Raw genomic sequence first — 22,391 nt, 5'->3', positions numbered from 1 at the left:
GGCCCTCGACCATCACGCGGCTCAGGGCCGCATCGATGCCGGCGACCGGGGCAAGACGGGCATCTGCACGGGCATGTTTGCCGACGGATGCTTGGCGGAAATGATCGTCAGGTCGAACGCCGACCAAGGCGCGCCCGTGGTGGCTCGACAGTTGTCCGGCCTGCGTGACGTCGGTTCACCGTTTTGCGTGCTGCGCGAGGACGGTAGACGACCCGATTCGCGATTCAATGCTGCGTGACCTCTGCGGTCGGCTTCGGCGTTACGTGTCCGTTGCTGAACCTTCGGCGGTCAAGTCCCGCGCGATCCAACCGGACGGCGTGTCGCCGCGCGCTCGCCTGAACCGGATGCTCGGGCCTTGGTGAGTGCCCGATGCTCAGGCATTCCGCTCGCGAAGCATCCAACGTGTCAGTTCTCGAATCTGATCGGTCGTGACGCGCTCGTGCAGGATCAGGGTGCGTAGATAAACGGCGCCGATCAGGCAATGCAGCAGGGGCATCGGATCTGCCCCCTGCGGCCACTCGCCCGCTTGTGCGGCGCGATCGAACACCTGTTGAACCGCCGCAAAGCGGTTCGTCCAAAGCCGGTGCAGTTCACTCGTCACGGCCGCATCGTTGTAAGTGGCCAGCACAAACTGAATCGCGGACCTGCCGACGCCCGTTTGCAAGTAGCGCACGGTTGCCGACAGCAGCGCGACGAGATCCGCCTGCAGCGAGCCCCGATCGGGTATCGCGATGTGCTCGGCGAAAAGCTCGAAGACGGCCTCCATCATCAGCCCTTCCTTGCTCTTCCAGCGGCGATAGATCGAACTCTCATGCACGCCCGCTAGCGCGGCGATGGCGCCGATGTTGAGCCCCTCGAAACCCGATGCCTGCAATTGGGCAATCGTGGCGGCGACCACGGCTTCGCGCACGCGTGCGCTGCGACCGCCAAGGCGGCGACGTGGCGACGGCGATTCTTGTTCGGCTGACTTTGGCATGAGCGGATTTTACACATCGTTCGGCGACGGCCCGCTTTGCCACGGCCGTCCGCTCTCGACGACGGGCGACGGTCGGCAGGCATGCGGTAAACACTAACGCAAGTTTACTTGCGTTAGTGGGGCGAGTCGGGAAACATAGCAACTCGTTCACCCACGCTATGGAGGTTCAAGTGAAAGCAGTGACGTTTTTCAAGTCCGGTACGGAGGTGGCCAGCGAGCACATCCTCAGAATGGAGGTAAAAAGGGCTCGCCACATGATGGCCTTGTTGATGGAGAAACTCGGGGCAGACGGCATGGTCAGCCTGTTCGCGAAGGAGATCGCGGAGCACGAATCGAACGAGAAGGATTGGTCGCTGCGTGCACAAGGTCGCTTCAGTTCGTCAGTTGCCGAAGCGCACGTCTCGGTGGGAACCAGCGCGGAGTTCATCAGTTGGTTCTGGGAGGGTTATGGCGGATCGAACAGCCCTGCCATGCTCCGTGCTCACCCCGAGCATCTCGGTGCGCTACCGCTCCCGGACGGGCGAGTGGGCATTCTCGAAGTACCCGGCCATACAAAGTCGCCGGCCCTCTTGAAGCTCCGTCATCTGGATGACTGGAGCGGGATCCCGATCGAGCTGGCCCCCGATATGCCGCATCGCATGATGGGCCGAGTCGAGACGCCCGATGGCGTGACCGTGGGTTACTTGCTGCACCAGTTCAGGGATACGCTTCCTGGCTTCGATGCGCGGCTGGAGATTTTTTGGCCATCGACCGCGCCGGAAGCGCTCGTTCATGGCCACTCGGACCACTTGATGGTCGAGTGGTGCAACTGGTTTGAGCTATACGTTCTCTCGCGGACGCAAGCCAACGACTTGATGCCGTTGGCGCTTTCGGTGAATACCTGACCGCCCCATCCGTTCGCGCACGCCGAAGGGGCAAGTGCGGCGCGAGCCGCGCGTGTGACGCATCGGAAAGCAGCGGAAACAGGCCCCCGCCTCGCCGCGACATGAATGCCGTGAACCGATCGCGGCCGATGCGCGACCCATTAGCGATTCGATTCCCCAGCAGCGTCGCGACGGACATCTGTTCCGGATCCGCCGCAGGTCGAGAACGACCGACGGTCGGCGTGCATGCCTGGCAGCACGCGGGGGACGCCAGCCGAAGCGGTTGCCAGTCCGACCTCATTTGATCGCAATACATCGAGCGTCGCGCGGGAGCCAATGGTTAGTCAATTATTTTGTAGTCCTGCATGAATGGAGGAGACATTAAAGCATGAGCAAGATGCAAGCATTCCGTCCAATGCTGCTGATCCCTCTCTCGATCGCAGTAGTGGGCCTGCCGTCAGAAGTGCATGCGCAAAGCAACGTCACACTGTACGGTGTCGTGGACTCCGGCGTCATGTACGTGAGCCGTACCTTCGACGCTGGAAGGGGGACGAGCGGCCCGCATCAGGTATCGGCAACGGATGGCGGGATTTCGGGTTCTCTCTTCGGCATCACCGGTACCGAGGATCTGGGCGCCGGTACAAAGGCGATCTTCACACTGGAAAGCGGTTTCACCACGAACAATGGGGCGCTGGGCAACTCGAACGGGAATCTCTTCGGACGGCAAGCGTTCGTGGGGCTCTCCGGAAACTTCGGCACCATCAAGGCTGGCCAGCAGTACTCGCCGTTCGGACTCGCGATCGTCGACACGGACGCGCGGCATGCGTCGTTCTTCGGGAGTCAGGCAGGCATTTACATGGGCAATTTTTTTGCGACCGGCATTTTCGTCGCCAATGCCGTGTCATATACGAGCCCGACAATCGCCGGCATACAGGCGAGTGCCTTGCTTGCGCTGGGCGGCGACCCGAAGGGATTTCAGAAAGGGCGCCAATATGCGGCTCGCGTGCGATACGAATGGAAAGACCTGGTCGTGAACGCGGCCCTCTTCAGTGGAAACCCCGGCGGGTCAGCCAGCGTGTCGACGCCATTTCCATCGACGATCGAATTCAGCGGTCGAACGCTCGGCGCGAGCTATCGCTGGGGTGGCGCAACACTCAAGGGATCGTACACAAGCTACAAGATCGCTGGCTCCTTCAACGAGAAAGTGTACTCGGCGGGGGGCGAATATCTGATCACGCCGGCACTGTCCGCCGATGTGGGCGTTTGGTACATGCGGGACAGCAACGACGCTGCGAACCATTCTTTGCTGGCGTCTGCCGGACTGGACTACTTTCTGTCGAAACGCACGACCTTGTATGGCGCCGCGGCCTGTGTGAACAACCACGGGCTGATGCATACCGGATTCACGGTGAATGGCGCGCTGTATGAGCCAACCGGCAGCAGTGTGGGCATCGTCGCGGGTGTTCGTCACCTCTTCTAGCGTGTCCGGAAAACACATGCCGTGACATCGCCGCCAGTCGATCACGCTGGCGGCGATGTCACGAATGCGTCCTGGCATCACGTGGCGTTCAGGCAAGGTGCGCGGACACCGCGAGTCCACTGACGGTGCGCTTCAACGTGCGAGAACCGCGCACGTGATCGTCGCATTGTCTCAGTGGCCGGTTGCGGAAAGCGCGGCTTTCACCGTTGCCGCTGTTCACGGGTGGCGCAACGCCTGCAGCGCGTTCGGTCAACACATCGGCTTCACCCGCTGACGGGCCAGAGATGGTGTCGCTTCCCGGCAGATCACCACGCTGGAAGTTACGGCCCCCCACAATGTCTGCTTACCCATCGGTTGAGACGCAGCGCGAAGCGCCACGAGCCGTCTACGTCAGTGACCCACCCGATAGACGCGACCGCTATGCACCCCCTCCACGCTGCGTCGATAGGCCATTGCCACGCGTGCCGCCGGCGCGCTCTCACAGCCGGGGAAAAACGGACCGAACCGGTCGATGGATTCCGTCAGCATGGTCGGGCTCACGGCATTGATCCGGATACCGCGTGGAAAATCGCATGCGGCAGCGCGCACGAAGCCTTCAATCCCGGCATTCGACGTTGCGGCGTTGGCACCTTGCGCAATCGGATCATCGACCGCGATGCCCGAGGTCAGCGTGATCGACCCGCCATCGGACAGGGCGTGCTGGCCAACCAGTGCGACGCGCACCTGACTCAGCAGCTTGTCCTGCAATCCCTTGTGGAATTCGGCCGCCGTCATCTTTTCGATCGGAGCCAGGATGACATTGCCCGCGGCCACGATGATCGCGTCGACTTGCCCGATCTTTCCGAACAGCGCGCTCACGCTCTCGTCACGGGCGATGTCGACCTGATGGTCACCCGACGTGCGACCCACGCGAATGATGTGGTGTTTTCCGTCACGCGCGAGCTCATCCGCCACGGCACGGCCTACGTCGCCACCGGCGCCGATTACAACGATCTTCATGGAGCCACTCCTTCTCGATTTCAGGTTGGAGCAGCCATTGTTCATCGAACCAATATTGGGATAAATATGCTCTAATTTCCGACACTACTAATCGCCAGTTCGGAATATGGACAAGCTGCGTTCAATGGAAACCTTCGTTGCCGTCGTGGAAGGCGGCAACTTCACCGAGGCGGCGCAGCGGCTTGGCATATCGGCGGTCATGGTCGGCAAGTATGTGCGCGAACTCGAGGAGCGCCTCGGTGCGCGCATGCTGGAGCGCACCACGCGACGGCAAAGCCTGACGGATGCGGGGCGCGTGTTCTACGAAGATGCCCGGCGTGCGCTTGAACATGTGCGCATCGCCGAGACGTCGGTCGAACGGTTGCGCGCATCGCCGTCCGGCACGTTGCGGATCAGTGCGCCGATTACCTTCGGGTCCTGTGTCATCGCGCCTTTGGCGGCGACTTTCCAGCAGATGTACCCGCTCGTGCGCATCGAGCTGGCGTTGAGCAATCGCGTCGTCGACCTGGTTGACGAGGGGTTCGATCTGGCGATTCGTATTGGGGAGCTGGGCGATGTCGATCTGATCGCGAAGCCGCTGGCCATGTATCGGATGGTGATCTGTGCGTCGCCCGGTTACCTCGCGCGGCATGGGCGTCCGGAGACGCCGCAGGACCTGGGCACGCATCACTGCCTGTCTCACTCGGTGTGGAATGGCCGTAACGGGTGGAAGCTCAAAGGCTGGGATGGGCCGCAGGTTTCGAAGGATCCGGTCTTTACGTGCGACGATGGTCATGGCCTGCGCATGGCGGCTATCGCGGGTGCGGGGTTGTTGTTGCAGCCTGAAGTGCTGGTGGCACACGATCTGGCGAGTGGCGCGCTGGTGCCGGTGTTGCAAGCCTACTTGCCCGAGCCCCATCCGATTCATGTCGTGTATCGGCATGATCGGCGGCCATTGCCGAAGCTGACGCGCTTTGTCGCGCATTTGCTTGAGCATGTGGCGGCGCGGGAGGCGTCCTAGCGGGTGGGGGCGTAGTCGACGGTGGATTCCACCGGACGATGCAACAGCTTGATGGCGCCGTTCAGCCGGTGTATCGAGGTTGAGTGTCTTGCGTGGACGTTCGTTGCGCCGTCTGGCAATGGCGTTGAGCCTGGCTTGCGAGCAGGCAGAGAGATCGGTTCCTTTCGGGAGGGGCTGTCCCGGCAGCCCGTTCGTGTTTTCGTTCGTGCCGCGTGCCCGGATGCGGGCGTAGACGTAAAACAGAAATTCCGGTTCGATGTGGTGCCGGTACGGCTGGGCGAGAACGGCATTGCCAAACACATCTTTCAGGGTGCTCGCGAGGCGGACGGGGGTATCGATTACCTGCGTGCATTTATCGAACAAGCGAAAAGGCCTGGCGGGATCCATGAACGTCGTTCATGGGAACATGAAATATCTCCATTTTTATTTCCCTTGGCCGGCGACCATAATTCTAGGTTCCGCAGTCCGGCGAACGCGGGCGTATTTCATCGAGACTTCTCATGGCATCCACAATCGAACGCACGCCATTGGCGTTACCAGGCGGGCACAAGAAAGTGCTGCTTCATTCCTGCTGCGCGCCTTGCTCGGGCGAAGTCATGGAAGCCATGCAGGCGTCCGGCATCGACTTCACGATCTTCTTCTACAACCCGAATATCCATCCGCTGAAGGAATACGAACTGCGCAAGCAGGAAAATATCCGGTTTGCAGAGAAATTCGGTATTCCATTTATCGATGCCGACTACGACCGTGACAACTGGTTCGAGCGCGCCAAGGGAATGGAAAACGAACCGGAGCGCGGCATCCGCTGCACCATGTGCTTCGATATGCGTTTCGAGCGCACGGCATTGCATGCCCATGAACACGGCTTCCCTGTCATCACCAGTTCATTGGGCATCTCGCGGTGGAAGAACATGCAACAGATCAACGATTGCGGTGTGCGCGCGGCCTCGCACTATCCCGACATGCTGTACTGGGAATACAACTGGCGCAAAGGCGGCGGCTCGGCGCGCATGATCGAGATCAGCAAGCGAGAAAACTTCTACCAGCAAGAATATTGCGGCTGCGTCTACTCGCTACGCGACACCAATCGGCATCGCGTGGAAAGCGGCCGGGAACGCATTCAGCTGGGCGTGAAGTTCTACGGCGACGACGAGTCCGCAATCGAATCCTGAGTTCGCCTCCGTTCCCGGATCAACAAGCGGAACGGCTTGAAGATCCCGTTCTCGCGCAACACCCTGGTCACGCTGCGTGTCGTCCGACGCAAGTCACAGATCGCCATGGCGCAGGCGCTTGGCATTCCGCCGGCGCATCGGAAGCGACTCGAAACCGACCTGCGCCCCTTATCTGCTGCGATTCAGCACACGGTCGAACCGGCTTTCGGCCATACCATTCGTCGTTCCTTGGCCCCGCAGTGAGGGACGCCGCTTTCACGCGCGCGTCATTTCGCGGTTCGCCATTCGCTTCGATCCGAAGCAAGCGAACCCGCTTGTCGCGCAAGGCATTCGCCAGGCTCGTTCCATGACTGCGCCATCAGGCTTTCTGCCTGGCTGAGCGCCGGGCGGTCAAACCCCGCAAGGAAGGCCCCTGACGCAGATGCACCTGGACTCGAGAGCGTTGGGGCATGAAGCGTCGTATGACCGCGTACCGGCCTTCATCGGGTGGCGAAGGTGCGAAACGAGCGAGTCGGCGAGCGGGCCACCCTGCACCCGGGACCATGAACATGATTAATGGTTTGATGAAATATATTCACTTTTATTCATGGATGGCTCGACATAAAATTAGTCTTGAATGCCGATATCTCAAAGATTTCTGAGCAAGAGCCAGGAAATAAAATCGGAAAGCATTGAAAAACCAGGGGATGAATTCAGGCTTCATCTCGGAAATCAGGGTGTCAGATCAACATGAGTCAAGATTTTACATTTGCCATCAAGCGAATTTGCTTCGATGAAGACTATCGGCCGTCAGACAGTACGCGTATCACGACCAACTTTGCCAACCTGGCCAGAGGGACGAGTCGTCAAGAGAACCTGCGCAACACCTTCCGGATGATTGACAATCGTTTCAATGCGCTGGCGCATTGGGATAATCCTGAGGGCGATCGCTATGCGGTCAAGCTTGAAATCATTTCCGTTGAAATGAGCATGGATGGTGAAAGCAGTGGCGCCGCCCTTCCGTTGATTGAAATATTGAAAACGAATATTGTCGATCAAAAAACCGGCGAGCACATCGAGGGCATTGTCGGGAATAATTTCTCGTCTTACGTGCGAGATTACGATTTCAGCGTTCTATTGCTGGAGCACACCAGGAATCAGGCCGAATTCAGCACCCCGGAGAATTTTGGGGATCTGCACGGGAAGCTGTTCAAATGCTTCGTGAACTCGAGTGCCTACAAGGCCAACTTCAAAAAGCAACCTGTTATCTGCCTGAGTGTCTCGAGCAGCAAGACTTATCATCGGACCGCAAATCAGCATCCGGTGTTGGGCATTGAATACCTGCAGGACGAATACTCTCTGACTGACGAATACTTCAATAAAATGGGGTTGAAGGTTCGTTATTTCATGCCGCCGAATAGTGTCGCGCCTTTGGCGTTCTATTTTTCCGGCGATTTGCTTGGCGATTACAGTGATCTCGAGCTTATCGGTACCATCAGCACGATGGATACGTTCCAGAAAATTTACCGGCCCGAGATTTACAACGCGAATTCTGCGGCAGGAAAATCCTATCAGCCAAGTTTGAATAACGAGGATTTTTCGTTGACTCGAATTGTTTACGATCGGGAAGAACGCAGCCGGCTGGCGATCGAGCAGGGAAAGTTTGTCGAAGAGCACTTCATCAAACCGCACCACGCTGTTCTCGAGCAGTGGTCCGCTAACTACGCGCTTTGATTAATCGAAAACACAAGGTCATCTATTGTGAAGAAATTGTTGCCTACTTCAACTGCTGGCAGTCTGCCTAAACCCTCTTGGCTTGCACAACCCGAGACACTTTGGTCACCCTGGAAATTGCAGGATGAGGGGCTGATCGAGGGCAAGCAAGATGCTTTGCGCTTGTCGTTGCAAGAGCAGCAACATGCAGGCATCGATATCGTCAGTGACGGCGAGCAAACGCGCCAGCATTTCGTGACTACGTTTATCGAGCACCTCAGCGGCGTTGATTTTGAGCATCGCAAGACCGTTAGAATTCGCGATCGCTATGATGCAAGCGTGCCGACGGTCGTGGGTGCTGTGGCTCGACAAAAGCCGGTTTTTGTTGAAGATGCCAGGTTTCTGCGCCAGCAAACCACGCAACCCATAAAATGGGCGCTGCCAGGCCCCATGACCATGATCGATACGCTTTATGACGATCATTATAAAAGTCGCGAAAAACTGGCTTGGGAGTTCGCCAAGATCCTGAACCAGGAAGCCAAGGAGTTGGAGGCCGCCGGCGTCGATATCATTCAATTTGACGAGCCCGCATTCAATGTCTTCTTTGATGAGGTGAATGATTGGGGCGTTGCGACCCTGGAACGGGCAATCGAAGGTCTCAAGTGTGAGACTGCCGTGCATATTTGCTATGGCTATGGCATCAAAGCCAATACGGACTGGAAAAAGACGCTGGGGTCGGAGTGGCGGCAATACGAAGAAGCCTTTCCCAAGCTGCAAAAATCCAGTATCGACATGGTTTCGCTGGAGTGTCACAACTCCCGCGTTCCAATGGATCTGATCGAACTCATTCGCGGTAAGAAGGTGATGGTAGGGGCGATCGATGTGGCAACGGATACCGTTGAAACGCCCGAGGAAGTCGCCAGCACCTTGCGAAAGGCACTTCAGTTTGTCGATGCTGACAAGCTCTATCCGTGTACCAACTGCGGCATGGCTCCCTTGTCTCGTGCAGTAGCACGAGGCAAGCTGAGTGCTTTGAGTGCGGGCGCGGAAATCGTCCGACGAGAAATCTCGAACTAGTTCGAGCCATAGTCGGAAGGGGGCTCGGGGAATTGACGTTGGTGTGGATTTCAGGGAAAGCCTCAGGCGGGCTCCCTGGATCGGGTGGAATACGCCGCCCGGATTTCCCGAGTAAAGATGAAGCAAAGGCCTGTTTCGATTCCGATCAAGCCAACGAGCACCAGCAAGCCCGCATGCAGTTGTTGACGATCGAAGCCGATCAGGTAACGCCGGGGGATGGTTGCCTGCACGTACTGCTTCAGTACGACGGCACACATCGGCACGAATGCCGAGTGAGTTCATGGACAAGCGGCACGCCGATATGTGCCGGTCGGTACCGAAGCGGTGCGCCAGTTATGCGCAAAATTGTCGCCGAGTGCTGCTCGCGACGGCCAGACGCGGAGAAGCGAGTGGGCGATTGGGTTGATTGTGATCGATGGGCCACTTGCAAAATGGACAACCGATGCAGTCAGCCAAAATGACCTGACTACTTCAGGCCTTCCTTGGCATTTTCGAGCCGCACCCAGTATTCAGTCTCTACCATGTCTCTTTCCAGCACTGCCATAGAGCCGTTGAGCTTTCGCGAAGCGCTCGGGCATTACGCATCCGGTATCACGGTCATTGCATCACACGTTGATGGCGAGCCGATTGGCTTTACTTGCCAGTCGTTCTATAGCGTATCGATGAGCCCGCCGCTGGTGTCGTTCAGCGTCATGTCCCGTTCCGCCAGCTATCCTGGAATTCGCCAGGCAGGTCGATTCGTGGTCAATATCCTGTCAGACGAGCAAGTCGGGATCTCCAACCAATTCGCTCGACGAGGCACGGACAAGTGGCACGGAGTCGAATGGCGAGCGTCGCCGCTGGGTAACCCGATCATTGCCGGCAGCCTTCACTGGCTGGATTGCGAAATCTACGCCGAACACGCCGCGGGTGATCACCTGATCGTGATTGGTGAAGTGAAAGCGTTAGACGTGCAAGAAGCTGCTGCTACGCAGCCATTGCTGTATTTCAAAGGGCAATATCGCAACATCGCCGCGCATGACGCGGTTTGAGCGCTGACTTCCGTGGCCCTCTTTTACATGTCAATCAATTGAGCGCCTGACCATCTCGGTGAATACGCTCGGCACCGGAGCCGGAGTGGCACGGCATCAATCCATCGAAGGGTGGGCCGAGGTGGCGATCACGCTTGCTATTCCGGCTGCGTTGATTGTCAGTCCGCGCGACTCGGCGGGGGCCATGGGTGCTTGGCCAGCCATCATGTCCTGGGGTTCGATTCAGCGTTCCGGCGTCGAATCTTCCGGCTCGAACCATTCAGGCCAGGAGCTGCGGTGCCGGTTGCCGGCCTCGATGCAAGGAATCAACGTCTGCGCCAGTACCGCTAACTGATTGGCCGATTTGGCAATCCGGTATTTGACGCTGTGCACGCACTCCCGGTCGCCAAATTCGCAACGATTGAGCCGGGTTCCGCCACAGGGGCCGTTCGCCAGGCCTTTGGGGCATGTCTCGGGGCATACGTAGAGGGTGTCCTGCAACCGGCAACGGCCGCAGGTATCGCAGCCGACCAGCGGCCGTTTGACCGTCCGTTCGACAGCATGTAGCGCATCCGCGGCCATGCCGCCCTTCCACATCGGCCGCGTCACGCTCCAGCCAAACGCTCTGCTGAGCTATCCCGTGCCACCGAAGAGCTGGCTATGTGCGGTAGAGAGCAGCGTGTGTCGCAGGCGCTCCCGGCGGGTGGCGGTGACATCGGATTGCCCCATTTCCCACGCATCGGTTTCGGGAGCGAAGCATACCTGGGGCACCCCAGGCATCTGCCAGCTTGCACGCCATCGTTCGTCCCACTCGGTCAGTGAGGTCACGCTGTCCCGCTGCTCGGTGATCGCCTGCTCCAGCGAAAGCAGTTCATCCAGCGTATGCAACCCGGACACATGAGCACCGGCATAGCCCATCAGCTGCAGGCCCACTATCTGCAGGGCCAGACGCTCGGGGCTTCGTGCACTGGCATAGGCCTGCGATACCTGCTGCTCCCTGCCCAACAACGCGCGCATGGATTCGGTGATGACGACGCCGGGTACGGCCTGCAGAGCGGCCGCGCGCTTGTCGGTCAGCCTCATCACACAGGCCAGCATGGGTTTCATGCGTACCTGAGCGCGCATCCAGGTCTGGGCTTCAACATGCTTGGCGGCATCGAAACCCAGTTGCAGGGTAAAGAAATCGGCACCGGCCAAAAGTTTTTTCTGCGCCTTCAGATACTGTGCGCCGCCTTCTTCTTCGCGGTATTTGAACGGGTTCAACGCAGCGCCCAACAGCCAGTCCGGGCATTGCTCGCGAGCAATCTGCAGCGCGGGCACCGACTCCAGATAGCGCACGGGTGCCTGCCCGGGATGGTGGCCTGGCAAGCGATCACCACTGAGCAGCAACAACTGCTCCAGACCACGTGCCTTCATCGACTCCATTTGGAGCAACAAGTCTGCACGCTCCCGATCCTTGCCGGAAAAGTGCAGCAAGGACGACGCCGGATTTCCCAATGCCGCAGCGCCTTCCAGCGGGCTCATGTCCGAGTGCAGGCCGACACGATCGGCGAAGGAGGGCAGTAACGGCCAGCCTGCCAAGTGCCCGCGTTGCACGATTTGCTCAAACGCGGTCAAGCGCGAAGGGGACTGTTGAGGAACGACCTCTAGCACGCAGACGAAGCGTCCTTCGTTCAGCGCCTGTTTCAACGAACTCAAGACAGCTCGATACCTTGTAGATCAGCGGGGCGTCGTTGCCGCGGCCTCGTGGCGATAGCAGAGCAACGACTGCGACGTTAGCCGGCAGCAGGCTGGCGGCATGAAAGAAGAACAATTGCGCGGGGCGCCCGATTTGCGTTCAGCAGCCAATCGGCAACGGTTGGCGACAGCATCGCGCCTTCATGCGCGTACCAGGCAGAAACCCGGCTCGACGGGTTCGAGCTGCTACAGGATAGCGTCGAGATGCCAACGTGTACAGGCCAGTCATCGCCATATTGAGCAGCACACCGATGGCAAAGCCGACGGCCAGTGCCTGCGTAGCGGGGAACCCGCACCATCAGCAACAGGAGACCGGTCAGCAGGTGCGATCCATTGAACCGACTGGCTCCCGATGGAGGGCCTGCATCCACCTCAGTGTATGGGCGCTCTGTTAGCGCTTTCCCAAAAGCCCGGCAACAAAAAACAGTCACGATCCGCCAAAACCGAGGCGCGGATCTCGCCAATACTTTGCCTCGGTGCCAGTTCCTATAGGGGAAATCCCGGTGCAGTGCCAGGTTATCAAACGAGATTAACTTATATCAAACTAATTTTGACGACGATTTATGTTCCTGATATGGTTTTTGCACTTGCAAAGCGCGACCCGGCTGCGTTGGTGCTCAGTGGAAAGGTTCACCCAGGTTACCAGCGGCTGAACTGGATGCTCAATCAGCCTGTAATGGTGGCCGTTATATCCAGATCGATTTGGGGAGCAGGTGAAGTGTGTTCCGGCTTCGTCATCGCCGCCCTCGCTTGCGGGTAGTGCGCGAGCGTTGAGCGTAACGACGCAGTACTGCTTCGACATGCGATCGGAGGAACGTTCGGCCAAGCGCGGTGATCCGCTCGAGTTTTTTGGCTTCGCGGATTGGGTACATCTGTTCGCCCGGATCACCAATACGGCGGGTGGAGGTCGGTTCGAGTGGATCCTCGTGAGCCTGCCCGCAGGCAAGGCACACTCGAAAGTCACCACGCGGGGGCGAGTGCCTTTGCGCGATCGACGACGAAGCGGCGCTGGAACTGGAAGGCAAGGTGCTTGTGCTGCATGCAGGAGATTCGGCACGCGATCAATCCACGGTGCCGTATAGCTGGAGCGACAACGGAGGCAACGGAGCGGGTTTCGTCCAGGTAGGGGGCGCCGCGACGGTTCTAATCGGGGGAGTGCCGGATGGGTGGACACGTGTGGCACCTCTCCGTAGAAAATTGTGAGGATAACGAAATGATTGGATTGAATATGCCGATTTGTCGAATATGACACCGGCCGTTGCACCTTGAGACGACGCGCAGGCCGTGCGCCGTCATCTGCATTCGAATACAACAAAACCCGTTTCAAACAATCCCGAAACCACTCCTGACAGTGAAATACAGATGAAAAACAAGAAATTCAACGTCAGCGTTATCGCTGTTGCCGCCTTCGCCGCATCGTCGGCAGCAATGGCACAGTCGTCGATCACCCTGTATGGCATGCTCGATGCAGGTATCGGCTACACCTCGAACATCAATGGCCACAAGCGGTTCGGCCTCGATGGCGGTGCCGCAGGTTCGAACAAGTGGGGCCTCAGGGGGACGGAAGACCTCGGCGGCGGACTCAAGGCGATCTTCAAGATCGAAAACGGTTTCAACATTGGTACAGGTGGCATAGGCGGCCAGGGGCCTATTGGTTCCTCGCGTTCGTTGTTCAACCGGCAGGCTTACGTCTCCCTCGCTTCCGATCAGTACGGTACCGTGCGCCTGGGTCGCCAGCTCGACGCCGTGACGGAAATGGTTCAAGTCCTGACGGGCGACGCCATTTCGGCGTCGACATTCTCGACCCCGGGCGACGTGGACAACAACGACAACACGACGAACCAGAACAGCGCCGTGAAGTACATTTCGCCGGTCATCCACGGCTTCCAGGCGGAAGGCGCGTATTCGTTCGGCGGCGTTGCCGGTGCGATGGGTTCGGGGCAATCGTGGTCGGTGGCTGCGAACTACGCGCAAGGTGGCCTGACGGTCGCCGGCGGCTACTTCCATGCGGCAAACCAGGGTGAGAACGGGTGGATGAACGCAACGGCGCAACCGAGTTTCGGTGGCGCGCTGGGCTATCCGAGCTCGGGTTACAACGGCGGCAATGCGTTCAAGAGCGCGGGCATCGCGCAAATCGCGACTCAATACCAGATTGGTCCGTACACGGCTGGCTTGCGCTACTCGAACGCTCAGTACCAAGGTAATGCTGGCCAGCCGTCGATCCACTTCAACGTACTGGGTGCCCTCCTGCAGTACCAGGTGACCCCGGCGCTGGCGCTGGCGACCGGGTATACGTACGTCTACGGTTCCGCGGCCACGCCGAAGCTGGCTGCCGAAGGTCGCACGATGGCGTCGATCAACCAGGTGTCGCTGGGTGCAACGTACTCGCTGTCGAAGAGCACCGCGCTGTACGCCATGGGTGGCTACGTTCACGCTCAGGGCGCTCAGGCTTCGGTTGCTGACTTCGGCAACACCGCATCGGGCGGTAACCAGGTTCAGGTCAACATCGGCATGTACCACGGCTTCTGATCGCAGGCTCGAAAGTCCGGAGTAGTGGGCGCACTACTCCGGCAACGAAGCATTCCGCTATGAGGCGGCAGGCATAAATGAATCTTGCGATGCGGACGAATCCGTCCTGCATGCGTAGTCAATCGCGCGCTGGTTCGAATCGGCGAGCGTCAAGGCGTTCCAATCCAGAGCAAGGTGGTCTCGGCTTGTGCCATGTTCTCGACGCTGTGCTGGGCCGTCGTCTTGTACTGCACGAAATCGCTTTCCCGTAGCGGAAATTCGTTGCCATCCAGGGTCAGTTTGATCTCGCCTTTCAGAACGTATATCAGTTGTTCTGCTGACGTTGGCGATTCGATACATCGCGCTCCCGGCGGTGTTCGAATCAATACCGCTTCCATCTCACCGGGGCCACGATAGCCAGTTAGACGGGAAAAGCAGTTGGGTGATTCCGACGTGCTGAAAAACGTTCTTGATTCGGCATGCGAAATTGATAGATCGTTACCCAGCGGGTTAAAAAATAATCGACCGCAACACCGAGCGCCGTAGCGATGCGGGTGAGAGAGGACAACGATGGGGAGGCATAGCCTCGCTCGACTTGGGACATGTATCCCTTCGAGAGTCCGGACGCAGTGGCTACGTCTTCAAGCGTCTTGTCTAGCCGCTTGCGGAGGTTTCGAATCTTGCTCCCGAGGCGAACGTTCTCAGGTGTTACAGGTCTTTGCTTGGGCATGACTGGAAAGAGGATTCATCCGACCTGGAAAGGCTGCGCTCAATCGCTCGTATCACCATTCGCCCCGATCGCGTGCGAGGGCTCATGCCGGGTTCGACATCAAGCAGATTTGCCAGCTTCCGACAGAAGCATCCTGGCGACATCTCGCGCCTCTATTGCCGCGTTCTTGTTGCCGTAGACTTGAGCGGCGACGATGGCACCATCGATCAAAATCATCAGCTTGCTCGCGTAGACCGGAGCCCGATTTTCGCCAGTCAGCGGCTTCAATAACTGTTCGAAGAAAGTGCGCAGATGCACTTTCTGCATGGCTGAGGCTTTGGCAATCTCCGAGTCAGCTTCAGGATGTTCAGTTGCCGCATTGATAAACATGCAGCCGTAGAACAGAGGGCCGTTAATCCACAGATCATGCCAATCGAAGATGGCATCGATTCGCGCTGTGGGGTCGCTGCGTGCGTTCGCATAGGCGACAAGGTCGTCGAAGGTAACCCGTTGGCGTTGACGAAGCACCTCTACGATCAAATCGTCTTTCGACGGGAAGTACTTGTACATCGTCATTTTGGACACTGACGACTCTGCAATGATCCTGTCGACACCCACTGCCTGATACCCGAATTCCGAAAATAGTCGGGTGGCCGTGTCGACAACAGCCTGTCTCTTTGCGCTCATCACGCTGCTCCGTTTCACACGCCAGGCGCGCACTTTAGCAGGAGTATACAGATCTGTCTGTATACGGTGCCGTGGCAAGTCCATCCTCCCGGAATCAACGCTCAAGATCCGTGAAAAGTGACTATATGCAACGTATTCTGGCTTACTTGCGACAGTTTAAAATTTTCAAGCTGGCGGACGACACGCGTGGAGACTGCTACATGGCACGAGTCGCCAGTTGGTTTCATCTCCAGGGCCGTCGACAGGAGATAGAGCGTTCTTCAAGCGCCTTGGGCGGTGTTGTCAGCGAGCGAGCACTGGGTGATGCACACCGTCGGTCGCTTGCTCTTCCTCGTCGCAAGCAGTGAGCGAGGCGGGCCCGGTGCACAGTCCCTGACAGAAAGAGCGTGATTTCGCATCACGCTCTCGTTCCGATCTCCGTGATAAAACATTCGCCGCGGTACGCGATCGAATGACTCTTGGGCGCCGAAAGGGATGGTCGAATGTCTCGGACTGCGCTGGATCGATTGATCACAACCGGCCGATTTCGTCCTGCCGCATCGGCTCGAGGTTCGCTTTTTCCAGGCATGCGAAACTGACGATGATCTGCGGCAGTTTGTTTGCCGTCATGCCCATTGATATCGCAGCGAGGCACCAATGCATTGCGACGTTCGCTAACGATCCCGGTGAGCATTGTTCAGCGTAAATCACTTCAAAAGAATGCGTACTCAAATGACTATCCCTGACCAGGATGCGTGGAACGCCTGGCATCCATCCGAGCTTGCTCGACGATTGAACGCGATCCATTTGCCCTGGTGTGTCGTCGGCGGATGGGCCCTCGATCTTTGGCATGGCGCCCAGACGCGTGAACACGACGATCTGGAATTCACCGTATTGCGGGAAGACTTTGGCACCTTCCGCCGAGCGTTCGGTGATCTGGCGTTCTACACCGCGCACGCCGGAGTGCTCGACAAGCTGCCGGAAAATCAGGATGCCCCGTCAGGGATCATGCAATTCTGGGGATTCGACTGTGCGGCTGAAAGCTGGCGGATTGATATGATGATCGAGCCGGGAACGAATGAATGGTGGGCCTACAAGCGAGATCCGTCGTTCAAACGACCGCGCGCCGAAATGGTGATGAAAACAGCCGACGGCATTCCCTATCTGAATCCATCGGCCGTACTGCTGTTCAAGGCCCGGGATCGGCGCCCGAAAGATCGACAGGATTTCGACAGAGCATTACCGAAACTGCCGGCTGTCGAACGCGCGTGGTTGAAAGAATGCCTCGACGTTCTCCATCCCGGCAACGAATGGGCGCAGGCGTTGTAATGGCGAGTCGTTGTCTTGGTTGACGGATCGTCGTCATGTTTGCAGCGGGGCTTGACGCGATTTCGATCTACGCTGTCCTCGGTCGACTACGGACCTCGGTGTTCCGCCATGTCCTTCGCGGCGAAACAAGTCCGCCGAGTTGGCGGCCACTGGACGACAGTGAGCATTCCCCGTTACCTTCAAACTCGCCCCATCCTTTGAATGTCAACGACGAGGTCGCGCCATGCAACTGCAAACCGGTAACCTGTTCACCGCTGAAGGTCAGCACGGCGACGACGAGCGAATCGACCTCCTCGTCACGGGGCAGCGTCTAAACGTAGAGCGGATCGTTTCGATGGGCCACACGAGCCCAGACGGCTTCTGGTATGACGACTCACGCGCCGAGTGGGTCGTACTGCTGTCGGGCGCAGCCGTGCTTGAATTCGAAGAAGGCCCGGTGCGCCACGAAATGCATCCCGGCGATTACGTGCTGATCGAGCCGCATTGCCGCCATCGCGTCGCGTGGACGCACGAAGAAACGCAAACCGTCTGGCTTGCGATTTATTACGAACGTTGACCGGGGAATATCGGGCGGCAAGCGATCGGGCGCGCAGCATGCCGCCGCGCGCCGAATGAGACAAAGCTTCATCAACCCGGCGCGGTCTTTGAATACCGCCGGTATCGATGCCCAAATAGCAGGACGGCGCGCTAAACCGCGCGCCGGTGTGCGTCGAGAATCTTATTCCTGGATCAGGAATCGATTACGATTCTTCGCGTCCTTGATCCATGCAGGTGCGCGACCGCGGCCCGACCAGGTTGCCCCGGTCTTCGGGTCGCGATACTTTGCCTGCACGGGGGCGGCCGCTTGCTTGGCCGGACGACCGCGACGCGCACCGAAAATGTCCTTTTCGGTAATGCCGAATTCCGCCACTTTGGTGCGGATGTCGTCGACGATCGCCTGGAATTCCGCGGCACGTGCAGCTTCGGCTTTCTCGGCCAAAGCATCCATTTGGGCTTTCAGTTCCTTGTAAGTCGCCATGATCGCTCTTCAGGTTGAGTACACACATGATAGCGGTTTCAACGGGAAAATTCGTGGAAATTCTCACCGACTACGTGTTTTGTCTTCAATCGGTGATGCAGGACTGCTTCGAACACCTGAAAAGTGTGTCACATTGACGAGCACGTAGAGGATTACCCGGAAACTTTTATCGACAACGGCACGTCGTTTTGACCGTTCGCGGCAGGTTTATTTCTCGAAAACAAGCAGCCGAGACTTAATGGGTCTTTACATTTTTATGAAGTATCGGGGAATTCACTAATGAACAGAGACGATAAGCTGATACAGATCGCGGCCGAATTCGGATTCGATCCGGACGAGGAAATCAGGATCGGCGGAAAGTACACGCCTGTTCTCGTCGATGGGCGCACGGCCTACATTGCCGGCCAGATTCCGCGGATCGGCGAAGCGGTGCATTTCGTGGGCGTGGTGGGGGAATCCGTTTCGCTCGACGAAGGCCGTCGGGCCGCCGCCGTATCGGCGCTGCGTGCGCTCTCGCTGATCAGAAAGCACTGTGGCACGCTCGACGCGATAGCGACGGTGCCACGCATCACCGTGTATGTGCGAAGCGCGCCCGGCTTCACGATGCAAAGTGAAATTGCCGACGGCGCATCGGACATTTTGTACGCGGTGCTTGGGGACGCCGGTATTCATACGCGTACGTCGGTCGGCGTGCTGCAATTGCCCAAGGGCGCATCGGTTGAAGCGGATTTCATTTTCGGGCTGAAGCACGGCGATACCGGTAATTGACTTCCGTGGGCGGCATGTCGCGGATGCGTAGTTCCGCGAAGCACTCGGGAAACCGATGCATTGGCATTGGCGGCGGAGCCCCGCGATGCCGAAAAAAGAAATTGCCGCCGAGGGAATTCGAAGCGCCGCTCGGCGAAAAGGATCTCGCAAAGCTTCAGGTGCTGTTCGATACCTGCGACATGAATGCGCGCGTCGGATTGGGCAGGTGGGCCGCGCTGACGTTCGACCCGTGTCGAGGCGATCTCGCGTGCTGGCTCATCGAGCAGAGCGCGTACGTTACCGTGGCCGACGCATGCGGCACACGGCGCTGCTTGTTCGCATCCGTAGTCGTTGCGCATGGGGCGGTGCACTGCGCCCGGGCACGCAGTCGATCCTCGCCTCCGGTCTGCCCGGCGGCGGTGCGCCAGCTGCGCGCCTTTCAAGTCGTCAGCCGATCGCGAATTTGTCACCGGCCGGCAACCGCATGTCTGCCGGACTATTCCCGACTCCCCGCAATTACCGGAAACCACCTCCCCACCAATATCAACCGGCATCCCCATTTTGGGAGATGCCATTGCCCGACGATAAGCCTACGATTGACCGCAGGGCATCGGGGCCGGATGTCATCAGAACAAATGGACGGGCCCGCCATTCCGTGTCGAACTCAACCCATGCCCGCGAGGTTGACTGACACAGCTTCTGCGTACGATGACGTTCGACGTGTGCGGTGAGTCGTTTGCATCGCAACACGATGGCGCGTTGATGACGGAAGGCCTGCTGTCGTATTTCGGGGAATTTCAATCAATATGCTGGCACGAGACTATGCAGAACGAGAGCTCTCTCACATTCAGAGAATGGTCGCTCTCCTGGACAGCGAGGCATACGCCGACGATGTGTCGATGTCGGGCGCGGGGCGTGTGCGGCATCCGAGCTACTGGCGCGGGCGAATCGAGGAGCTGCTGTCGGCGCCCGACGTGCCGCGCCACGTCAGAAAGCTCAGCGAAGCGGTGCTCGCGAAGATCGACGCGATGGAAATGCGGTTCGCGACGATGAAGTAAGTACATCGTCGGATACGGCGCCGGCACGCGCGCCATCGAGCCATCGCGTCGTCGACCGGATGGCCGGTCGCTTATCCAGGTGATGCGGGCGCCATCACGTCAAGCAGGGCCGCACGGAACGCGGCCATCTCCGCGGCGGTGCCGATGGACACGCGAAGATACGCCGGCGGGCCCGACTCGCGAATCAGGACGCCGTGGCGCAGGAGTCCGCTCCAGATCCGGTGCCGGTCCGCAAACTCGCCGAACATCACGAAGTTGGCATCGGAATCGGCCACCGTGAGGCCCAGGCCACGCAGCCAGCCGACGGTCGAATCGCGCTCGGCCTTGATCGTCTCGACCTGCGACAACATCTCGTCACGCGCGACCAGCGCCGCGCAGGCCGCCGCCTGGGTGAAGGCGGACAGGTGATAGGGCAATCGAACCAGCTTCAGCGCTTCGACGATCGCAGGCGCGCACGCGCAATACCCGACGCGGCCGCCCGCGAACTTGAACGCCTTGCTCAACGTGCGGGTGACCACGAGCCGCGGATGGTTCGGCAACAGCGTCGCCGCGCTGGGGACGCCGTGACGCCGGAACTCCGCATAAGCTTCGTCGACGACCACCACGCCCGGCGCGACGTCGAGTATCGCGCGGATATCGTCGATCGGCAGCGCGGTTCCGGTCGGGTTGTTCGGCGACGTCAGTAGCACCACGCTCGGCTGGTGCGCGCGGATCCGGTCGAGCGCCTGATCCAGATCCAGCGCGAAATCCTCGGTGCGCGGCAACGTATGCAGGCGCGTGAACGTCGTGCGGCAGTATTCGTCATACATCGGATACGCGGGCGTAAAGACCAGCGCCGAGCGCCCCGGGCCGCCGAATGCCTGCAGAATCTGCTGGATCACTTCATTCGAGCCGTTGGCCGCCCAGACGCGCGATGCGTCGATCGTCACGCCGGTGTCGTGCGTCAGGTACGCACCCAGATGCGATCGCAGTTCGGCAAAGTCGCGATCGGGATAGCGGTTCGCCGCGCGCGCGGCGTCGGCCACCGCGGTCGCGATGCGCTCGACGAGCGCGGGCGACGGCGGATACGGATTCTCGTTGACGTTCAGGCACACCGGCACATCGAGCTGCGGCGCCCCGTACGCGTGCTGCAACTTGAGATCCTCGCGAAGCGGTAAATCCGACAGGGCAACGGCTTTCCAGGGTGGTTGCATTGAAAACACTCCGTACGGTATCGATTGATCGGCGCAGCAGGTTTTTAAGGCGGCAGAAAACAAAAAAGGCGCCGGAGGCGCCTTGGTTGTCGTCTTGATCGGGCATTTACCCGATGCAATTGCTAGATGCGAAACGAGCCACGGCGCAACGAAGGGCGTCCGTGGTGATGGTGCAGCGAGGTCGTGGTGTTTCGAATCGTCATGCGCCGCATCATGGCATACCCTGATCCGGATGAAAAGCAGGCGGCACCGCGCGCCCGATGCAATGGCATGGGGAATGCCGGAAAAACGGCGATTAAGTCTGACGATAAACGGTAACAAACGTGGTATTTCGATCAAACGCGAACGAGTGATTCAAACGTTGGCGCCGATTGACTAAGATGCGCAGAAGAAAGACGTTCGACAAAAACGCACGGCGCGGGGTGGCCAGATGCCAATGAACGGATTGATTCCATCGGCATGGATCGATGACGTCTACGCTGCGGCACTGGGCGATCAACGATGGGAAACGGTGCTGGACGGGCTGCGCTCGTGGGTCGGCGTGCGCATGGTCACGCTGCTGTCTTTCGACGACGCGGCGAGGGTGCCGGCGATCGAGCAGGCAGCGGGCGACGACGCGTCATGGGTCGCCGCGTGTTACCACACCTATAACACCGAGTTCTATCGGTACGACCCGGTCGTGCCGGTCGCCGGCAACTGGCCGGCGGGCCGCTGGTTCGAGGACGTCAAGCACCTGCCTGCGCAGCAGCGCGCGCACAGCGCGTTCTATCAGGAATTCCTTCACCCTTACGGGCTAGGCAGCATCTCGGGCCTGTACATCCATCGCAACGAAGGTTCCGGTGCATTCCTCAGCGTCCAGAGCGGCCCCGAATCGCAAGGCCTTTCCGACGATCAGCGCCGTGCGATCGAAAGCATGGGAACGCACATCAGCCGCGCGCTGCAGATCCAGGCGCGGATCGGCGAGCTCGAGGCGCGCGTGGCCGCCGCCGAATCGGCGCTCGACGCGATTCCGGTGCCGGTGTTCCTGCTCGGCGCGCAGCGCGAACTGCGCTATACAAATCACGCGGCCGATCAACTGATCGCGGCGGAGCCGGCGCTGCGGGTCGTGAACGGGCGATTCGCGCCGGAAGGCTGCATCGACGATGCGCACTGGAGGC

Annotated in this window: 26 protein-coding genes and 2 pseudogenes; 17 read left to right on the top strand and 11 right to left on the bottom strand. The window is 59.2% G+C overall.

Features of this window, described 5'->3' with window-relative positions; all coding sequences use genetic code 11:
- Positions 1 to 238 (top strand): hypothetical protein (locus JYJ84_RS09725; protein ID WP_205189173.1); only part of this gene is annotated, 238 nt, incomplete at its 5' end.
- A gap of 135 nt (positions 239 to 373) precedes the next feature.
- On the opposite strand, the gene JYJ84_RS09720 is transcribed toward JYJ84_RS09725, so the two are convergent.
- Entirely contained in the window at positions 374 to 910 is a 537-nt protein-coding gene (locus JYJ84_RS09720) for a TetR/AcrR family transcriptional regulator (protein ID WP_226215501.1), read from the bottom strand.
- Positions 911 to 1,146: 236 nt separating this feature from the next.
- On the opposite strand from JYJ84_RS09720, the gene JYJ84_RS09715 reads away from it, so the two are divergent.
- Both JYJ84_RS09715 and JYJ84_RS09710 read left to right on the top strand, forming a co-directional pair.
- Positions 1,147 to 1,860 (top strand): hypothetical protein, encoded by a 714-nt coding sequence (locus tag JYJ84_RS09715; RefSeq protein WP_236027356.1) that lies wholly within the window; start codon positions 1,147 to 1,149, stop codon positions 1,858 to 1,860.
- A 376-nt stretch (positions 1,861 to 2,236) separates the two neighbouring features.
- Positions 2,237 to 3,319 (top strand): porin, encoded by a 1,083-nt coding sequence (locus tag JYJ84_RS09710; RefSeq protein ID WP_374102096.1) that lies wholly within the window; start codon positions 2,237 to 2,239, stop codon positions 3,317 to 3,319.
- A gap of 390 nt (positions 3,320 to 3,709) precedes the next feature.
- Here JYJ84_RS09710 and JYJ84_RS09705 read toward each other — a convergent pair whose 3' ends face one another.
- The gene (locus tag JYJ84_RS09705) at positions 3,710 to 4,318 is read right to left on the bottom strand and encodes a short chain dehydrogenase (protein WP_175221014.1); all 609 of its coding nucleotides are present in this window, start codon (positions 4,316 to 4,318) and stop codon (positions 3,710 to 3,712) included.
- Positions 4,319 to 4,424: 106 nt separating this feature from the next.
- On the opposite strand from JYJ84_RS09705, the gene JYJ84_RS09700 reads away from it, so the two are divergent.
- Complete coding sequence (locus JYJ84_RS09700; RefSeq protein ID WP_175221016.1) at positions 4,425 to 5,318, top strand: LysR family transcriptional regulator; 894 nt, start codon at positions 4,425 to 4,427, stop codon at positions 5,316 to 5,318.
- Between the two features lie 36 nt (positions 5,319 to 5,354).
- On the opposite strand, the pseudogene JYJ84_RS37660 reads toward JYJ84_RS09700, so the two are convergent.
- Positions 5,355 to 5,531: pseudogene (locus JYJ84_RS37660) on the bottom strand (IS30 family transposase); the annotation flags it as partial.
- A gap of 36 nt (positions 5,532 to 5,567) precedes the next feature.
- On the opposite strand from JYJ84_RS37660, the pseudogene JYJ84_RS37655 reads away from it, so the two are divergent.
- The 5 genes and pseudogenes from JYJ84_RS37655 to JYJ84_RS09680 form a co-directional block, all read left to right on the top strand.
- Positions 5,568 to 5,693: pseudogene (locus JYJ84_RS37655) on the top strand (LysR family transcriptional regulator); the annotation flags it as partial.
- A 125-nt stretch (positions 5,694 to 5,818) separates the two neighbouring features.
- On the top strand, positions 5,819 to 6,490 hold the full coding sequence (locus JYJ84_RS09695; RefSeq protein ID WP_175221018.1) for an epoxyqueuosine reductase QueH: 672 nt from the start codon (positions 5,819 to 5,821) through the stop codon (positions 6,488 to 6,490).
- Between the two features lie 36 nt (positions 6,491 to 6,526).
- A complete protein-coding gene (locus tag JYJ84_RS09690; protein WP_175221021.1) occupies positions 6,527 to 6,733 on the top strand; it encodes a hypothetical protein in 207 nt (68 codons plus the stop codon).
- 486 nt (positions 6,734 to 7,219) lie between these two features.
- Positions 7,220 to 8,203 carry a DUF1852 domain-containing protein gene (locus JYJ84_RS09685; RefSeq protein WP_175221023.1) on the top strand — a complete coding sequence of 328 codons (984 nt, stop codon included), beginning with the start codon at positions 7,220 to 7,222 and terminating at the stop codon, positions 8,201 to 8,203.
- A 27-nt stretch (positions 8,204 to 8,230) separates the two neighbouring features.
- Positions 8,231 to 9,259: a methionine synthase gene (locus tag JYJ84_RS09680; RefSeq protein WP_174957705.1), complete on the top strand. Its 1,029-nt coding sequence runs from the start codon at positions 8,231 to 8,233 to the stop codon at positions 9,257 to 9,259.
- Between the two features lie 62 nt (positions 9,260 to 9,321).
- Here JYJ84_RS09680 and JYJ84_RS09675 read toward each other — a convergent pair whose 3' ends face one another.
- Positions 9,322 to 9,489, bottom strand: coding sequence for a hypothetical protein (locus JYJ84_RS09675; RefSeq protein WP_175221025.1), 168 nt, complete (start codon positions 9,487 to 9,489; stop codon positions 9,322 to 9,324).
- Positions 9,490 to 9,780: 291 nt separating this feature from the next.
- Here JYJ84_RS09675 and JYJ84_RS09670 point away from each other — a divergent pair, with 291 nt between their 5' ends.
- A complete protein-coding gene (locus JYJ84_RS09670; protein WP_175221027.1) occupies positions 9,781 to 10,290 on the top strand; it encodes a flavin reductase family protein in 510 nt (169 codons plus the stop codon).
- A gap of 222 nt (positions 10,291 to 10,512) precedes the next feature.
- Here the strand turns inward: JYJ84_RS09670 and JYJ84_RS09665 are convergent, their stop codons facing one another.
- Both JYJ84_RS09665 and JYJ84_RS09660 read right to left on the bottom strand, forming a co-directional pair.
- Complete coding sequence (locus tag JYJ84_RS09665) at positions 10,513 to 10,851, bottom strand: methylenetetrahydrofolate reductase C-terminal domain-containing protein (RefSeq protein WP_205183183.1); 339 nt, start codon at positions 10,849 to 10,851, stop codon at positions 10,513 to 10,515.
- A gap of 51 nt (positions 10,852 to 10,902) precedes the next feature.
- On the bottom strand, positions 10,903 to 11,967 hold the full coding sequence (locus tag JYJ84_RS09660) for a methylenetetrahydrofolate reductase (protein WP_205183187.1): 1,065 nt from the start codon (positions 11,965 to 11,967) through the stop codon (positions 10,903 to 10,905).
- A 391-nt stretch (positions 11,968 to 12,358) separates the two neighbouring features.
- Here JYJ84_RS09660 and JYJ84_RS37650 point away from each other — a divergent pair, with 391 nt between their 5' ends.
- Positions 12,359 to 12,766, top strand: coding sequence for a hypothetical protein (locus JYJ84_RS37650; protein ID WP_236027354.1), 408 nt, complete (start codon positions 12,359 to 12,361; stop codon positions 12,764 to 12,766).
- 602 nt (positions 12,767 to 13,368) lie between these two features.
- Entirely contained in the window at positions 13,369 to 14,535 is a 1,167-nt protein-coding gene (locus tag JYJ84_RS09650) for a porin (RefSeq protein WP_174957708.1), read from the top strand.
- A 149-nt stretch (positions 14,536 to 14,684) separates the two neighbouring features.
- Here JYJ84_RS09650 and JYJ84_RS09645 read toward each other — a convergent pair whose 3' ends face one another.
- The 3 genes from JYJ84_RS09645 to JYJ84_RS09635 all read right to left on the bottom strand — a co-directional run bounded on the left by JYJ84_RS09645 (position 14,685) and on the right by JYJ84_RS09635 (position 15,910).
- Positions 14,685 to 14,912 (bottom strand): cupin domain-containing protein, encoded by a 228-nt coding sequence (locus JYJ84_RS09645; RefSeq protein WP_175221029.1) that lies wholly within the window; start codon positions 14,910 to 14,912, stop codon positions 14,685 to 14,687.
- Positions 14,913 to 14,935: 23 nt separating this feature from the next.
- Entirely contained in the window at positions 14,936 to 15,244 is a 309-nt protein-coding gene (locus JYJ84_RS09640) for a helix-turn-helix domain-containing protein (protein WP_175221031.1), read from the bottom strand.
- 99 nt (positions 15,245 to 15,343) lie between these two features.
- On the bottom strand, positions 15,344 to 15,910 hold the full coding sequence (locus tag JYJ84_RS09635; RefSeq protein WP_175221033.1) for a TetR/AcrR family transcriptional regulator: 567 nt from the start codon (positions 15,908 to 15,910) through the stop codon (positions 15,344 to 15,346).
- A gap of 711 nt (positions 15,911 to 16,621) precedes the next feature.
- On the opposite strand from JYJ84_RS09635, the gene JYJ84_RS09630 reads away from it, so the two are divergent.
- Entirely contained in the window at positions 16,622 to 17,218 is a 597-nt protein-coding gene (locus JYJ84_RS09630) for a nucleotidyltransferase domain-containing protein (RefSeq protein ID WP_175221035.1), read from the top strand.
- Between the two features lie 223 nt (positions 17,219 to 17,441).
- Complete coding sequence (locus JYJ84_RS09625) at positions 17,442 to 17,774, top strand: cupin domain-containing protein (protein WP_175221038.1); 333 nt, start codon at positions 17,442 to 17,444, stop codon at positions 17,772 to 17,774.
- Between the two features lie 162 nt (positions 17,775 to 17,936).
- On the opposite strand, the gene JYJ84_RS09620 is transcribed toward JYJ84_RS09625, so the two are convergent.
- Positions 17,937 to 18,236, bottom strand: coding sequence for an H-NS family nucleoid-associated regulatory protein (locus JYJ84_RS09620; RefSeq protein ID WP_122949982.1), 300 nt, complete (start codon positions 18,234 to 18,236; stop codon positions 17,937 to 17,939).
- A gap of 279 nt (positions 18,237 to 18,515) precedes the next feature.
- Here JYJ84_RS09620 and JYJ84_RS09615 point away from each other — a divergent pair, with 279 nt between their 5' ends.
- Together JYJ84_RS09615 and JYJ84_RS09610 are read left to right on the top strand one after the other, a co-directional pair.
- Positions 18,516 to 19,004: a RidA family protein gene (locus JYJ84_RS09615; RefSeq protein ID WP_175221040.1), complete on the top strand. Its 489-nt coding sequence runs from the start codon at positions 18,516 to 18,518 to the stop codon at positions 19,002 to 19,004.
- Between the two features lie 785 nt (positions 19,005 to 19,789).
- Entirely contained in the window at positions 19,790 to 20,041 is a 252-nt protein-coding gene (locus JYJ84_RS09610; RefSeq protein WP_174957715.1) for a hypothetical protein, read from the top strand.
- 71 nt (positions 20,042 to 20,112) lie between these two features.
- Here JYJ84_RS09610 and JYJ84_RS09605 read toward each other — a convergent pair whose 3' ends face one another.
- The gene (locus JYJ84_RS09605) at positions 20,113 to 21,234 is read right to left on the bottom strand and encodes a histidinol-phosphate transaminase (protein ID WP_175221042.1); all 1,122 of its coding nucleotides are present in this window, start codon (positions 21,232 to 21,234) and stop codon (positions 20,113 to 20,115) included.
- A gap of 436 nt (positions 21,235 to 21,670) precedes the next feature.
- Between JYJ84_RS09605 and JYJ84_RS09600 the strand changes: the two genes are divergently transcribed.
- On the top strand, positions 21,671 to 22,391 hold a 721-nt coding region (locus JYJ84_RS09600), incomplete at its 3' end, for a helix-turn-helix transcriptional regulator (RefSeq protein ID WP_240201846.1).

The organism is Burkholderia sp. LMG 13014, from assembly GCF_905232215.1.
Classification (GTDB): Bacteria; Pseudomonadota; Gammaproteobacteria; order Burkholderiales; family Burkholderiaceae; genus Burkholderia.
Note: the sequence above shows the minus strand (reverse complement) of the source record. Positions and strands in the feature narration are given on the sequence as shown.

What these genes read in the sequence shown, in the direction of transcription:
- JYJ84_RS09665 (WP_205183183.1), bottom strand. Translation starts at nt 10,851, where the DNA reads ATGGCCGCGGATGCGCTACATGCTGTCGAACGGACGGTCAAACGGCCG.
- JYJ84_RS09640 (WP_175221031.1), bottom strand. Translation starts at nt 15,244, where the DNA reads ATGCCCAAGCAAAGACCTGTAACACCTGAGAACGTTCGCCTCGGGAGC.
- JYJ84_RS37650 (WP_236027354.1), top strand. Translation starts at nt 12,359, where the DNA reads ATGGAGGGCCTGCATCCACCTCAGTGTATGGGCGCTCTGTTAGCGCTT.
- JYJ84_RS09620 (WP_122949982.1), bottom strand. Translation starts at nt 18,236, where the DNA reads ATGGCGACTTACAAGGAACTGAAAGCCCAAATGGATGCTTTGGCCGAG.
- JYJ84_RS09625 (WP_175221038.1), top strand. Translation starts at nt 17,442, where the DNA reads ATGCAACTGCAAACCGGTAACCTGTTCACCGCTGAAGGTCAGCACGGC.
- JYJ84_RS09630 (WP_175221035.1), top strand. Translation starts at nt 16,622, where the DNA reads ATGACTATCCCTGACCAGGATGCGTGGAACGCCTGGCATCCATCCGAG.
- JYJ84_RS09605 (WP_175221042.1), bottom strand. Translation starts at nt 21,234, where the DNA reads ATGCAACCACCCTGGAAAGCCGTTGCCCTGTCGGATTTACCGCTTCGC.
- JYJ84_RS09610 (WP_174957715.1), top strand. Translation starts at nt 19,790, where the DNA reads ATGCTGGCACGAGACTATGCAGAACGAGAGCTCTCTCACATTCAGAGA.
- JYJ84_RS09670 (WP_175221027.1), top strand. Translation starts at nt 9,781, where the DNA reads ATGTCTCTTTCCAGCACTGCCATAGAGCCGTTGAGCTTTCGCGAAGCG.
- JYJ84_RS09650 (WP_174957708.1), top strand. Translation starts at nt 13,369, where the DNA reads ATGAAAAACAAGAAATTCAACGTCAGCGTTATCGCTGTTGCCGCCTTC.
- JYJ84_RS09615 (WP_175221040.1), top strand. Translation starts at nt 18,516, where the DNA reads ATGAACAGAGACGATAAGCTGATACAGATCGCGGCCGAATTCGGATTC.
- JYJ84_RS09645 (WP_175221029.1), bottom strand. Translation starts at nt 14,912, where the DNA reads ATGGAAGCGGTATTGATTCGAACACCGCCGGGAGCGCGATGTATCGAA.
- JYJ84_RS09695 (WP_175221018.1), top strand. Translation starts at nt 5,819, where the DNA reads ATGGCATCCACAATCGAACGCACGCCATTGGCGTTACCAGGCGGGCAC.
- JYJ84_RS09700 (WP_175221016.1), top strand. Translation starts at nt 4,425, where the DNA reads ATGGACAAGCTGCGTTCAATGGAAACCTTCGTTGCCGTCGTGGAAGGC.
- JYJ84_RS09710 (WP_374102096.1), top strand. Translation starts at nt 2,237, where the DNA reads ATGCAAGCATTCCGTCCAATGCTGCTGATCCCTCTCTCGATCGCAGTA.
- JYJ84_RS09635 (WP_175221033.1), bottom strand. Translation starts at nt 15,910, where the DNA reads ATGAGCGCAAAGAGACAGGCTGTTGTCGACACGGCCACCCGACTATTT.
- JYJ84_RS09705 (WP_175221014.1), bottom strand. Translation starts at nt 4,318, where the DNA reads ATGAAGATCGTTGTAATCGGCGCCGGTGGCGACGTAGGCCGTGCCGTG.
- JYJ84_RS09685 (WP_175221023.1), top strand. Translation starts at nt 7,220, where the DNA reads ATGAGTCAAGATTTTACATTTGCCATCAAGCGAATTTGCTTCGATGAA.